This window comes from Thioclava sp. PTB-PU3-1 (assembly GCF_055666785.1).
In genome coordinates this window covers 380,611-392,675 of the sequence record NZ_JBVNVL010000001.1, presented here as the reverse complement: position 1 = coordinate 392,675, position 12,065 = coordinate 380,611, and the positions used below count along the sequence as shown (strand labels likewise).

Genomic DNA, 12,065 nt, shown 5'->3' with positions numbered 1-12,065 from the left:
CAGCGCCCCCTCCGACGCTCTCAAAGGGGAGACCGACATGTTTTCCAAGATCCTGATCGCCAATCGCGGGGAGATCGCCTGCCGCGTGATCGAGACCGCACGCAAACTGGGCGTGGCGACCGTCGCCGTCTATTCCGAGGCCGATAGCGAAGCGCGCCATGTGGCGATGGCCGATGAGGCGGTGGCCATTGGCGGCCCCGCACCGAAAGACAGCTATCTGCGCGGTGATGCGATCATCGACGCCGCCAAACAGACCGGCGCGCAGGCGATCCATCCGGGCTACGGGTTCCTCTCGGAGAACCCCGATTTCGTCGATGCCGTCGAGGCGGCGGGGCTGGTCTTCATCGGCCCCTCGGCCAAGGCGATCCGCGCGATGGGGCTCAAGGACGCCGCCAAGGCGCTGATGGAAAAGGCGGGCGTGCCTGTCGTTCCGGGCTATCACGGCGACAATCAGGACCCCGAGCATCTCGCGGGCGCGGCCGACACGATCGGCTACCCGGTGCTGATCAAGGCGGTCGCGGGCGGCGGCGGCAAAGGGATGCGTCTGGTCGAGGCACCGTCCGAATTCGCGGATGCGCTGGCCTCGGCGCAAGGAGAGGCGCAGACCGCCTTCGGCAACCCCGCCGTGCTGATCGAGAAATTCATCGGCTCGCCGCGCCATATCGAAGTGCAGGTCTTCGGCGATGGCGCGGACGCGGTGCATCTCTTCGAGCGCGACTGCTCGCTCCAGCGCCGCCACCAGAAGGTGATCGAGGAGGCCCCCGCACCGGGCATGACGTCCGAGATGCGCGAGGCGATGGGGCAGGCGGCGACGCGCGCGGCGGAAGCGATCGGCTATAAGGGCGCGGGCACGGTGGAGTTCATCGTGGACGGCTCAGACGGGCTGCGCCCGGATCGGTTCTGGTTCATGGAGATGAACACCCGCCTGCAGGTCGAGCATCCCGTGACCGAGGCGATCACGGGGGTCGATCTAGTCGAATGGCAATTGCGGGTGGCGAGCGGCGAGCCGCTGCCCTGTGCGCAGGACGATCTGACGATCACCGGCCATGCGTTCGAGGCGCGTCTTTACGCAGAAGACGTGCCCGCAGGGTTCCTGCCCGCGACGGGGACGCTCTCGCATCTGCGCTTTGCCGACGGGTGCCGTGCCGATACCGGGGTGCGCACCGGCGACACGATCAGCCCGTGGTACGACCCGATGATCGCGAAGGTCATCACCCATGGTCCGACGCGGGCGACCGCGCTGGGGCAACTTGCGCGCGCCTTGGAAGAGACGGAAGTGGCGGGCACGGTGACGAACCTCGCCTTCCTCGCGCGGCTTGCGCGGCACGAGGGCTTCGCGCAGGGCAAGGTCGATACCGGGCTGATCGGGCGCGAGATCGACGCGCTCGCCGCCCCGACCGAGACGCCGGGTGCCGCAAAAGCGCTGGCCGTGATCGCGGCGGCCGGGCTTTGGGACGGCGATGCGAGCGGCTTCAGCCTCTGGCAATCGCCGCGCCGCGCCGTACCATTCGAGGAAGAGGCCGCGATCCGCGTGAACGGGCCGGGCCAAGTCACGGTCGAGCTGGGCGAGGAGGCCCATGCGTGCGAGCTGGCCGAGGATGGCTGGCGGGTGAATGGTGCTAAGACCGGGGCGCGGATGGCGCAGTCGGACGGTGCGATCACCATCTTCCTGCATGGCGCGCATCGCTTCGACATCCCCGACCCGCTGGCGCGCGGCGCGGATGCCGACGCCTCCGACCTGACGCTGGCACCGATGCCGGGGCTGGTGAAGGCGGTCTTCGTCTCTGTCGGCGACACGGTGGCGGCGGGGGACCGGCTTGCCATTATGGAAGCGATGAAGATGGAACACACGATGCGCGCGGCCCGCGACGGTGTGGTGGCCGAGGTTCTGGTGACTGAGGGCGCGCAGGTCGAAGCGGGCGCGGCGCTCATTCGGCTGGAGGACGAGGCATGATCCGACTGCATCACATCCCCGGCGCGCGCTCGATGCGGGTGCTGTGGCTGCTGGAGGAGATGGGACTCGATTACGAGCTTCAGACATGGTCGCTCACCGATGGCTCGCTGCGTAGTCCCGAGTTTCGCGAACTCTCGCCTGCCGGGCGCATCCCGGCGCTGGAGGTCGACGGGCGGTCGATCTTCGAGAGCGGCGCGATCATCGAATACCTGACCGAGACGCGGCCCGAAGCGGGGCTGGCCCCGGTCACGGGCGAGCCCACCCGCGCGGATTTCCTCGAATGGGTACATTTCTCGGAGACGCAGGGCAACATCCTGCAAAGCCTCAACATTCAGCATATCTTCCTGCGTCCGCCCGAGGCGCGCTCGCCCGCGATGATGGCGCTCGAGACGAAGCGGCTCGGCGTGACGATGAAGGCGCTCGAGGCGCATCTGGCAGGGCGCGACTGGCTGATCGGGGCGTTCTCGGCAGCCGATTGCATGATGGGGTTCAATATCGACGCGATGTTCCGCTTCGTGCCGCGCGAGGGTTTCCCGAACATCTCCGCCTATCGCGACCGGATCGAGGCGCGGCCTGCCTATCAGCGCGCCGTCGCGAAGGGCGGGGCGAGCATGTATGCGCAGGATTTCTACGAGCTGCCCCCGATGGAGCAAACCAATGGCTGAGAGCGTCGAAATCTTCGAGATGGCCCCGCGGGATGGGCTGCAGAACGAAAAGCGCCAGATCGCGCTTTCCGACAAGATCGCGCTGGTCGATTGCCTGAGCCGGGCCGGGTTCCGGCGCATCGAGGTGGGGTCGTTCGTCAGCCCGAAATGGGTGCCGCAAATGGCCGACTCGGCGGCGGTCTTCGCCGGGATCACGCGCCGCCCCGGTATTTCCTACGCGGCGCTGACGCCGAACATGAAAGGCTATGAGGCGGCGAAAGCGGCCGAAGTCGATGAGGTTTCGATCTTCGCCTCTGCCTCCGAGGGGTTTTCGCGCGCGAACCTCAATTGTTCGGTAAGTGAAAGCTTGGAGCGGTTTGCGCCCATCATGGAGGCCGCGAAAGTCGATAATATGAAAGTCCGAGGCTACATCTCTGTCGTCACGGATTGCCCTTTTGACGGGAAAACGCCGCCGGAGAACGTGGCCCGGGTCGCGGCGCAGCTGCGCGACATGGGCTGTTACGAGATCAGCCTCGGCGACACGATCGGGCAGGGCACGCCCGAGAGCGTGACGGCCATGCTGCGCGCGGTGTTGGAGGAAGTTCCGGCTGAGAAACTCGCCGGGCATTTCCACGACACCTCCGGGCGGGCGTTGGAGAATATCGAAGCCTCGCTGGCGATGGGCCTGCGGGTGTTCGACGCCTGCGTCGGCGGTCTGGGCGGCTGCCCCTATGCACCCGGCGCGGCTGGCAATGTAGCGACGGAGGCGGTGCAGGCGCGTCTCGACGCTTTGGGCTACGAGACCGGGCTGGATACGGCCGTTCTGGCCGAGGCGGCCGCGATGGCGAAGAAGATGAAAGGGCAGGGCGATGTTTGAGACGATCAAGACCGAGACCGATGCGCGCGGCATCGCGCGGCTCACGCTGGCGCGTTCGGAGAAGCATAACGCGCTCTCCGAGCAGATGATGGAAGAGATCACCGCGGCCATCGGCCAGCTTGGCTCGGACGACGCCGTGCGCGTGGTGATCCTCGCTGCCGAAGGACGCAGCTTCTGCGCGGGTGGCGATCTGAAATGGATGCAGAGCCAGATCGCGGCGGGCGCGAAAGAGCGCGCGGCGGCGGCGCGCAAGCTCGCGGGGATGCTGCAGGCGCTCAACACCTGCCCGAAACCGGTGATCGGCGCGGTGCAGGGCAACGCCTTCGGCGGCGGCATTGGCATGATGTCGGTCTGTGACGTGGCCATCGGCGTCGAGGGCGCGAAATTCGGGCTGACCGAAACGCGGCTGGGCCTGACGCCCGCGACGATCTCTCCTTATGTCGTCGCGCGCATGGGCGAGGCGCGGGCGCGCCGCGTCTTCATGTCCTCGCGGATCTTCGAGGCCGCCGAGGCGCGTGATCTGGGTTTGCTGGCCAAGGTGGTCTTGCCCGAGGTGCTGGAGCGCGCCGTGATGGCCGAGGCCGAGCCCTATCTCGCCTGCGCGCCGGGCGCGGTGGGCGAGGCCAAGGCCTTGGTCCGCGCGCTGGGGCCGCGGATCGACGAGAGCGTGATCGACATGACGATCGAGGCGCTGGTGACTCGCTGGGAATCCGCCGAGTCGGATGAAGGAATCACCGCGTTTTTCGAGAAGCGCGATGCGGCGTGGAAAGCTTAAGGCAGCCTTAAGCGGCACCCTGCGGCGCGCAGGTCGAATATTCCGAAAATTCAAAGCGCCGTTAAGTTTGATCGAAGGCTGCGCTGCCGCAAAAGCGGCGCAGTCCAACGCGGGCAGGCTCTGAGCGGCGCTCGAAGCGCAAAAAATTCGCATACATTCGTATGCAAAAAGCATCTGTGGCCCGCATTTGCATGATTTTCCGGCCTGCTCTCGGTTGACCCCAATGGGGCGCAAGGCTATTGCTCGCCTAGCCAGAACCTGCGCGACAAGTCGTCGCGATGTTAGGGAGCCAAGCCCATGCATGACATGCTGCGCGAATATCTTCCCATCCTCATCTTTCTCGCCATGGCGATCGTGTTGGGCCTTGTGCTCATGCTCGCTGCGGCAGTGGTGGCGGTCCGCAATCCCGACCCTGAGAAGGTGTCGGCCTACGAATGCGGCTTCAACGCCTTCGACGATGCCCGGATGAAGTTCGACGTTCGTTTCTACCTCGTTTCCATCCTCTTCATCATTTTCGATCTCGAAGTGGCCTTCCTCTTCCCTTGGGCGGTGGCCTTCGGTCAGCTTTCCATGGTCGGATTCTGGTCGATGATGGTCTTCCTGACGGTCCTGACCGTAGGATTCGCATATGAGTGGAAGAAAGGGGCGCTGGAATGGGCGTGATGACCTCTGCCAATACCGCCGGTGCGGATCGCGAAGTCGCGACGCAGACGCTGAACAAGGAACTGCAGGACAAAGGCTTCCTGCTGACCTCCACCGAAGACATCATCAACTGGGCGCGCAACGGCTCGCTGCACTGGATGACCTTCGGCCTTGCCTGCTGCGCCGTCGAGATGATGCAGGTGTCGATGCCGCGCTACGACCTCGAGCGCTTCGGCACCGCGCCGCGCGCAAGCCCGCGTCAGTCCGACCTGATGATTGTCGCCGGCACCCTGACCAACAAGATGGCGCCCGCTCTGCGCAAGGTCTACGACCAGATGCCCGAGCCGCGCTACGTGATCTCGATGGGCTCCTGCGCGAATGGCGGTGGCTATTACCACTATAGCTATTCGGTGGTGCGCGGCTGCGACCGTGTCGTGCCGGTCGATATCTACGTTCCGGGCTGCCCGCCCACGGCGGAGGCGCTGCTTTACGGCATCCTTCAGCTGCAACGCAAAATCCGCCGCACCGGCACGCTGGTGCGCTGAGGAGAGCGAGAGATGGACGATACTGCCCTTCGCGAACTGGCCGGCCATATCGAGCTGAAGCGCCCCGATGACGTGGTCTCCACCGAGATCGCCTTCGACGAGCTGACGGTCACGATCACCGCGCAATCCGTTCCCGGTTTCACCGAGTTCCTGCGCGACGATCCGAATTGCCGCTTCACCAACCTCGTGGACATCACGGCCATCGACTGGCCCGAACGCCCGCAGCGCTTCGATGTCGTCTGGCATTACCTGTCGATGTATCGCAACCAGCGCATCCGCATTAAGGCGGCGGTCCGCGAAGAGGACATGGTGCCCTCGATCACCAAGCTGCACCCCTGTGCCGATTGGTTCGAGCGCGAGATTTTCGACATGTTCGGCATCCTGTTCTCGGGCCATCCGGACCTGCGCCGTCTGCTGACCGATTACGGGTTCCGCGGCCATCCGCTGCGCAAGGATTTCCCGACGACGGGCTATGTCGAAGTGCGTTACGACGAAGTGCTCAAGCGCGTCGTCTATGAGCCGGTGAAACTGACGCAGGAATACCGGCAGTTCGATTTCCTCTCGCCATGGGAAGGTGCGAAATACATCCTTCCCGGTGACGAGAAGGGCGAGGAGGCGAAATGATGGACGGCGATATCCGCAACAATGTCTATGATGACGGCTCGAGGGACACGCTGACCGACGAGCAGCGTGTCCGCAATTTCAACATCAACTTCGGTCCACAACACCCGGCCGCACACGGCGTGCTGCGCATGGTGCTGGAGCTGGACGGCGAGGTCGTGGAACGTGCCGACCCGCATATCGGGCTGCTGCACCGTGGCACCGAGAAGCTGATGGAAAGCCGCACCTATCTGCAGAACCTGCCTTACTTCAATCGCCTCGACTATGTCGCGCCGATGAACCAGGAACATGCATGGTGCCTCGCCATCGAGAAGCTGACCGGCGTGGAAGTGCCGCGTCGCGGCTCGCTGATCCGCGTGCTCTACTCGGAAATCGGGCGCATCCTGAACCACCTGCTCAACGTGACGACGCAGGCGATGGACGTGGGCGCGCTGACGCCGCCGCTCTGGGGTTTCGAAGAGCGCGAGAAGCTGATGGTCTTCTACGAGCGGGCCTGCGGCGCACGTCTGCACTCGGCCTATTTCCGGCCCGGCGGCGTCCACCAGGACCTGCCGCCGAAGCTGCTCGACGATATCGAGGCATGGGCGCATGAGTTCCCGAAAGTGCTCGACGATATCGAAGGGCTGCTGACCGAGAACCGCATCTTCAAGCAGCGCAACGTCGATATCTGCGTCATCTCCGAGGAAGAGATCCAGCAATGGGGCTATTCCGGCGTGATGGTGCGTGGCTCCGGCCTTGCATGGGACCTGCGCCGCGCGCAGCCCTACGAATGCTATGACGAGTTCGACTTCCAGATTCCGATCGGCAAGAACGGCGATTGCTACGACCGCTACCTCTGCCGGATGGCGGAAATGCGCGAGTCGACCAAGATCGTGCTTCAGGCGATCGAGAAGCTGCGGATGCCGGAAAATCAGGGCGACGTGCTTGCCCGCGGCAAGGTGACCCCGCCGAAGCGGTCGGAAATGAAGCGCTCGATGGAAGCGCTGATCCACCACTTCAAGCTTTATACCGAAGGCTTCCACGTCCCCGCGGGCGAGGTTTATGCCGCCGTCGAAGCGCCCAAGGGCGAGTTCGGCGTCTATCTGGTGGCCGACGGCACGAACAAGCCGTATCGCGCGAAGATCCGCGCTCCGGGTTACCTGCACCTGCAATCCATGGATCACGTCGCCAAGGGGCACATGCTCGCCGACGTGTCTGCAATCATCGGCACGATGGACATCGTGTTCGGGGAGGTTGACCGCTAATGCTTCGCCGTCTTTACCCGGAACAACCCGATAGTTTCGAGTTCACGCCCGAGAACCTCGCATGGGCCAAGGCCCAGATGACCAAGTTCCCGGTCGGCCGTCAGGCCTCGGCGATCATCCCGCTGCTGTTCCGCGCGCAGGAACAGGAAGGCTGGCTGAGCCGTCCGGCAATCGAAACCGTCGCCGAAATGCTTGACATGCCCTATATGCGGGCGCTCGAGGTCGCGACCTTCTACTTCATGTTCCAACTAGCCCCGGTCGGCTCGGTCGCGCACCTGCAGATTTGCGGCACCACCTCGTGCATGATCTGCGGCGCGGAAGACCTGATGAAGGTCTGCAAGGAAAAGATCGCCGCCGAGCCGTTCCAGCTCTCGGACGATGGCAAGTTCTCGTGGGAAGAGGTCGAATGCCTCGGCGCCTGTGCGAACGCCCCGATGATGCAGGTCGGCAAGGATTACTACGAAGACCTGACCGAAGAGAGCCTCGCGAAGCTGATCGACGAAATGGGCAAGGGCGACGTGCCGAAGCCCGGCTCGCAGACCGGCCGCTTCTCGTCCGAGCCCGCCTCGGGCCTGACCGCGCTCACCGAGTCCAAGGGCGACAAGGAAGATTACAACGCCTCGGTCGATCTCGCGGTCGGCATCGGCGACACGATCAAGCGCATCGATGGCACCGAAGTTCCGCTCGCCGCACCGTGGCAAAGCTCGGGCCAGCGCGGCCCGATCGGCACCATGGGGCAGGAGCGTCCGCGCTCTGCCGCGCAACAGGACGAGGCGCGCAAGGCCGCCAAGAAAACCGAGGCCGAGCCCGCCAAGGACACGCCCGCCGACAAGACCGGCGTGACGAAATCCGAAGCGCAGGCCACCTCGAAGGCCCGCCCGGAGTCCAAGCGTGAGCCCGAAGGCACCGAGGCCGACGCGAAACCCGAGACCGCGCAGGCAGAGACGGGCGAGAAGCCCAAGCTGCTCGACGCACCGCGCGACGGTGGGGCGGATGACCTGAAGATGATCAAGGGTGTCGGGCCGAAGCTCGAGACGCTTCTGCATTCGATGGGCATTTATCATTTCGACCAGATCGCTGGCTGGACCGACGCGGAACTCGCTTGGGTCGACAGCAATCTCGAAGGGTTCAAAGGTCGCGCGACGCGTGACGACTGGAAAGGTCAGGCAGAGAAACTGGCCAGCGGGGCGGAGACCGAATTCTCGTCGCGCGCAAAGAAAGATGGCATTTACGAGTAATCGCAACAGGGTAGAGACCGCCGTTCGGCGGAGTGAATGGAGAGACGGGAATGGGTGATCAGACACAAGGGTGCCGCGGCAAGGCGGGTATCTGGGCAGGTATTACGGGGCTTGTGGTCACCGTATTCCTGATGGTCGTGGCGCATGAGCCCTTCCTCGTGGCTCTTTTCCTCGGTTTGATGACCTTCCTCCTGTTCGGCGCCTTCCTGATCTGGGCATTCTGCTCCGAACATGGCGCGCCGGGCGCGGCTGACGGCACCGGCGCATCCTCCGACGACTCCGCAATTCCCGAAAGCCCGGTCGAAACCTTCAACGCCTCGTCTCCGGAAGGGGTGGCAGCCCAAGCGCAGGCTGCAGCGGCGGCACCGACGCCCGCAGCCGAGCGCGAGGTGGCGCGTGCCGATACCATGACGCCCAAGGACGAAGAGGCCACGCCCGAGGCTGACAAGCCCGAGCCCGGCCCGACCACCAAGCCTGCGACGGAAGAGCCCGAGGCCGAGGAGCCCAAGGCCGAGCCGAAGGCGGAAGAGCCTAAAGCCGAAGAGCCGAAAGCGGCGCCCAAGGCCAAGCCCGAGAGCGACGACACGAACCCGCTCTCTGCCATGTCGGCGCAGGTCGCGGACAAGCCCGCCGCCAAAGGTGCGGCAGGCCAACCCGAGGCCGCCGAGGGTGACGGCAAGAAGCCGCGCGGCCTCAAGCAGCCGCGCAAGGCGGGCGCGGACGATCTCAAGAAGATCGAAGGCGTCGGGCCGAAGCTCGAGGAAACTCTGAACGGCTGGGGCATCTACCATTACGACCAGATCGCGAAATGGGGCCCCGAAGAAATTGCCTATGCGGACCAGAACGTGCCGCGTTTCAAGGGCCGCTGCACCCGCGACAAGTGGGTCAGCCAGGCGAAGATCATCGTCGAGGAAGGCATGGATGCGTTCCTCGAACGGGCGAAGACGAACGATTACTGAGCGGGGGTGAATGAGCCAGATCGACGAGCACGACAGGGCGTTGGGGCGTAAAGCCGCCCTTATCATCGCCGTCGCCACGATCCTCTGGCTCCTCCTGCAATGGATCGGACAACAACAGGGCTGGTCGGCGCAGGTCGCGCTGATCGGCGATCTCGCGGCGATAGCCGCCTATATCTACGCGCTGGCACTCGTCTGGCGCATCTGGCGCCGGAAATCCGGCAAGTGAGGGAAGCGATATGCTGAAGGATCAAGACCGGATCTTCACCAATCTCTACGGGATGCATGACCGCTCTCTGCAGGGCGCGAAGATGCGCGGGCATTGGGACGGCACTGGCGAGATCCTGTCGAAAGGCAAGGATTGGATCATCGAGCAAGTGAAGGCTTCCGGCCTGCGCGGGCGCGGTGGGGCAGGCTTCCCGACGGGTCTCAAGTGGTCCTTCATGCCGAAGGAAAGCGACGGGCGTCCGGCCTTCCTCGCGATCAATGCCGACGAATCCGAGCCCGCGACCTGCAAGGACCGCGAAATCATGCGCCACGATCCGCATACGCTGATCGAAGGCGCGCTGATCGCCGGTTTCGCGATGGGCGCGGCTGCGGCCTACATCTACATCCGCGGCGAATATGTCCGCGAGAAAGAGGCGCTGCAGCGCGCGATCGACGAGGCCTATGAAGACGGGCTGATCGGCAAGAACGCCTGCGGCTCCGGCTACGATTACGACGTCTACCTGTCGCACGGCGCGGGGGCCTATATCTGCGGCGAGGAAACCGCGCTGCTGGAAAGCCTCGAAGGCAAGAAGGGCATGCCCCGGATGAAACCGCCGTTCCCGGCGGGCGCGGGTCTCTACGGTTGCCCGACCACGGTGAACAACGTGGAATCCATCGCCGTTGTCCCGACTATCCTGCGTCGCGGCGCGGAGTGGTATGCGGGCTTCGGTCGTCCGAACAACACCGGCGTGAAGCTCTTTGCGATGTCGGGCCACGTCAACACGCCCTGCGTCATCGAAGAGACCATGTCGATCTCGATGAAGGAACTGATCGAGAAGCATGGCGGCGGCGTCCGTGGCGGCTGGAAGAACCTCAAGGCGGTGATCCCGGGCGGTGCGTCCTGTCCGATCCTGCCCGCCGATCAATGCGAAGACGCGATCATGGATTACGACGGCATGCGCGAGCTGAAATCCAGCTTTGGCACCGCCTGCATGATCGTCATGGATCAGAACACCGACGTGATCAAAGCGGTCTGGCGCCTGTCCAAATTCTTCAAGCACGAAAGCTGCGGCCAGTGTACGCCGTGTCGCGAAGGCACCGGCTGGATGATGCGCGTGATGGACCGTCTGGTGCGCGGCGAGGCCGAGATCGAAGAGATCGACATGCTGTTCGACGTGACCAAACAGGTCGAGGGCCACACGATCTGCGCGCTCGGTGACGCAGCCGCCTGGCCGATCCAGGGTCTGATCCGGCACTTCCGCGAAGAGATCGAAGACCGCATCAAGGCCCGCAAGACGGGCCGCATGGGCGCGATGGCTGCCGAATGAAGCAACCCGCCGGATATCACCTGGCCGAACTGAATATCGGCCGACTGGTTGCCGAACCGGGCGACCCGCGTGTGGAGGCTTTCATGAAAGCCCTCGACGCGGTGAACGGCATTGGCAAGCGGTCGGACGGGTTCGTCTGGATGATGGAAGGTTCGGGCGAGCCCGGCACCGGCAATACCGAGGTCAAGATCGGCGGCGACCCGTGCTTCGTGTCGAACCTGACGGTCTGGGAAGACGTCGAAAGCCTCGAGAAATTCGTCTGGAACACCGTGCATCGCGCCTTCTACGAGCGCCGCGCGGAGTGGTTCGAACTTCTCGGCCAGCAGCATTTCGTCATGTGGTGGGTGCCCGCGGGCCATCAGCCCACGCTCGACGAGGCGCTGGAACGGCTCGAAGACCTGCGCGCGAATGGCGCGTCCGAGCGTGCTTTCGGCTGGAAAGACTTGCCGCAAGCCACGCTGTGGAAGACACGCGCCTGCACGGCGGAGGCGGCGGCATGAACCTCTCGATCAAACTCTTCTCGCTAGCACTGGTCGCGACAGTTCTCTCAGGCTGCGTGCCGAGCGGTACCATCAAATTGTCGGAAAAGGGTGACGTGCGCGAGGAAGCCCTGAGCGAGATGGTTGCGATGAAGAAAGCCAGGATGCTTTCGGAGAATTGTCGGCGCATGTCTTTGATCACGCTTGGCTATAATGAGTTTCGCGACACCGACATGCGCATTGCCCTGACGGAAAAGGCAAAGGCGCAGGGATACACACGGCGCGATCTGTCGAAATGGGCGTCCAAGCTCGACCATGCCACGCTTCAGAACGATCTCATGAATTACATCAAGTCGCGTAAACTCGTGTTCGGCGAACCGCTGACCTTCTGTGAAGCGGGCGAAAAAGAAATCGCGATGAAAAGCCAGATCGGATCTTACCTCTATATCCGCGATATCCATGGCAAAACACGCGAAGAGCTGGGCGTGACCATCCCGAAACCGGGGGGGAAATAGGGCATGGCAAACGACAGGATGACAGCCGGACTGGCGAAAG

Annotated in this window: 14 protein-coding genes; all 14 read left to right on the top strand. The window is 64.1% G+C overall.

All coding sequences use genetic code 11. The annotated features are described in order from the left end of the window. Positions 1-37 precede the first annotated feature (37 nt). Entirely contained in the window at positions 38-1,954 is a 1,917-nt protein-coding gene (locus ACZ7GB_RS01885) for an acetyl/propionyl/methylcrotonyl-CoA carboxylase subunit alpha (RefSeq protein WP_472157468.1), read from the top strand. Then, positions 1,951-2,619, top strand: a complete 669-nt coding sequence (locus tag ACZ7GB_RS01880; RefSeq protein ID WP_472157466.1) for a glutathione S-transferase family protein — start codon at positions 1,951-1,953, stop codon at positions 2,617-2,619. The genes ACZ7GB_RS01885 and ACZ7GB_RS01880 overlap by 4 nt, the downstream gene beginning before the upstream one ends. Beyond that, positions 2,612-3,475, top strand: coding sequence for a hydroxymethylglutaryl-CoA lyase (locus tag ACZ7GB_RS01875; RefSeq protein ID WP_472157465.1), 864 nt, complete (start codon positions 2,612-2,614; stop codon positions 3,473-3,475). The genes ACZ7GB_RS01880 and ACZ7GB_RS01875 overlap by 8 nt, the downstream gene beginning before the upstream one ends. Next, positions 3,468-4,250, top strand: a complete 783-nt coding sequence (locus ACZ7GB_RS01870; RefSeq protein ID WP_078539532.1) for a crotonase/enoyl-CoA hydratase family protein — start codon at positions 3,468-3,470, stop codon at positions 4,248-4,250. The genes ACZ7GB_RS01875 and ACZ7GB_RS01870 overlap by 8 nt, the downstream gene beginning before the upstream one ends. Positions 4,251-4,547: 297 nt before the next feature. Then, positions 4,548-4,913, top strand: a complete 366-nt coding sequence (locus ACZ7GB_RS01865; RefSeq protein WP_078519432.1) for an NADH-quinone oxidoreductase subunit A — start codon at positions 4,548-4,550, stop codon at positions 4,911-4,913. Then, positions 4,913-5,437 carry a NuoB/complex I 20 kDa subunit family protein gene (locus ACZ7GB_RS01860; RefSeq protein WP_075774728.1) on the top strand — a complete coding sequence of 175 codons (525 nt, stop codon included), beginning with the start codon at positions 4,913-4,915 and terminating at the stop codon, positions 5,435-5,437. The genes ACZ7GB_RS01865 and ACZ7GB_RS01860 overlap by 1 nt, the downstream gene beginning before the upstream one ends. A 12-nt stretch (positions 5,438-5,449) precedes the next feature. After that, positions 5,450-6,061: an NADH-quinone oxidoreductase subunit C gene (locus ACZ7GB_RS01855; protein WP_078519431.1), complete on the top strand. Its 612-nt coding sequence runs from the start codon at positions 5,450-5,452 to the stop codon at positions 6,059-6,061. Next, positions 6,058-7,302 (top strand): NADH-quinone oxidoreductase subunit D, encoded by a 1,245-nt coding sequence (locus tag ACZ7GB_RS01850; RefSeq protein WP_472157464.1) that lies wholly within the window; start codon positions 6,058-6,060, stop codon positions 7,300-7,302. The genes ACZ7GB_RS01855 and ACZ7GB_RS01850 overlap by 4 nt, the downstream gene beginning before the upstream one ends. Further along, complete coding sequence (locus ACZ7GB_RS01845; protein WP_472157462.1) at positions 7,302-8,540, top strand: NADH-quinone oxidoreductase subunit E; 1,239 nt, start codon at positions 7,302-7,304, stop codon at positions 8,538-8,540. The genes ACZ7GB_RS01850 and ACZ7GB_RS01845 overlap by 1 nt, the downstream gene beginning before the upstream one ends. 50 nt (positions 8,541-8,590) lie before the next feature. Further along, positions 8,591-9,499, top strand: coding sequence for a hypothetical protein (locus ACZ7GB_RS01840; protein WP_472157460.1), 909 nt, complete (start codon positions 8,591-8,593; stop codon positions 9,497-9,499). A 10-nt stretch (positions 9,500-9,509) separates the two neighbouring features. Then, positions 9,510-9,725 carry a DUF5337 family protein gene (locus tag ACZ7GB_RS01835; RefSeq protein ID WP_078570253.1) on the top strand — a complete coding sequence of 72 codons (216 nt, stop codon included), beginning with the start codon at positions 9,510-9,512 and terminating at the stop codon, positions 9,723-9,725. Positions 9,726-9,735: 10 nt separating this feature from the next. Then, positions 9,736-11,031, top strand: a complete 1,296-nt coding sequence (gene nuoF, locus ACZ7GB_RS01830; RefSeq protein ID WP_078539526.1) for an NADH-quinone oxidoreductase subunit NuoF — start codon at positions 9,736-9,738, stop codon at positions 11,029-11,031. Continuing rightward, entirely contained in the window at positions 11,028-11,531 is a 504-nt protein-coding gene (locus tag ACZ7GB_RS01825; protein ID WP_472157458.1) for a DUF3291 domain-containing protein, read from the top strand. The genes nuoF and ACZ7GB_RS01825 overlap by 4 nt, the downstream gene beginning before the upstream one ends. Beyond that, positions 11,528-12,025: a DUF5333 family protein gene (locus ACZ7GB_RS01820; protein WP_472157456.1), complete on the top strand. Its 498-nt coding sequence runs from the start codon at positions 11,528-11,530 to the stop codon at positions 12,023-12,025. The genes ACZ7GB_RS01825 and ACZ7GB_RS01820 overlap by 4 nt, the downstream gene beginning before the upstream one ends. Positions 12,026-12,065: the final 40 nt, after the last annotated feature.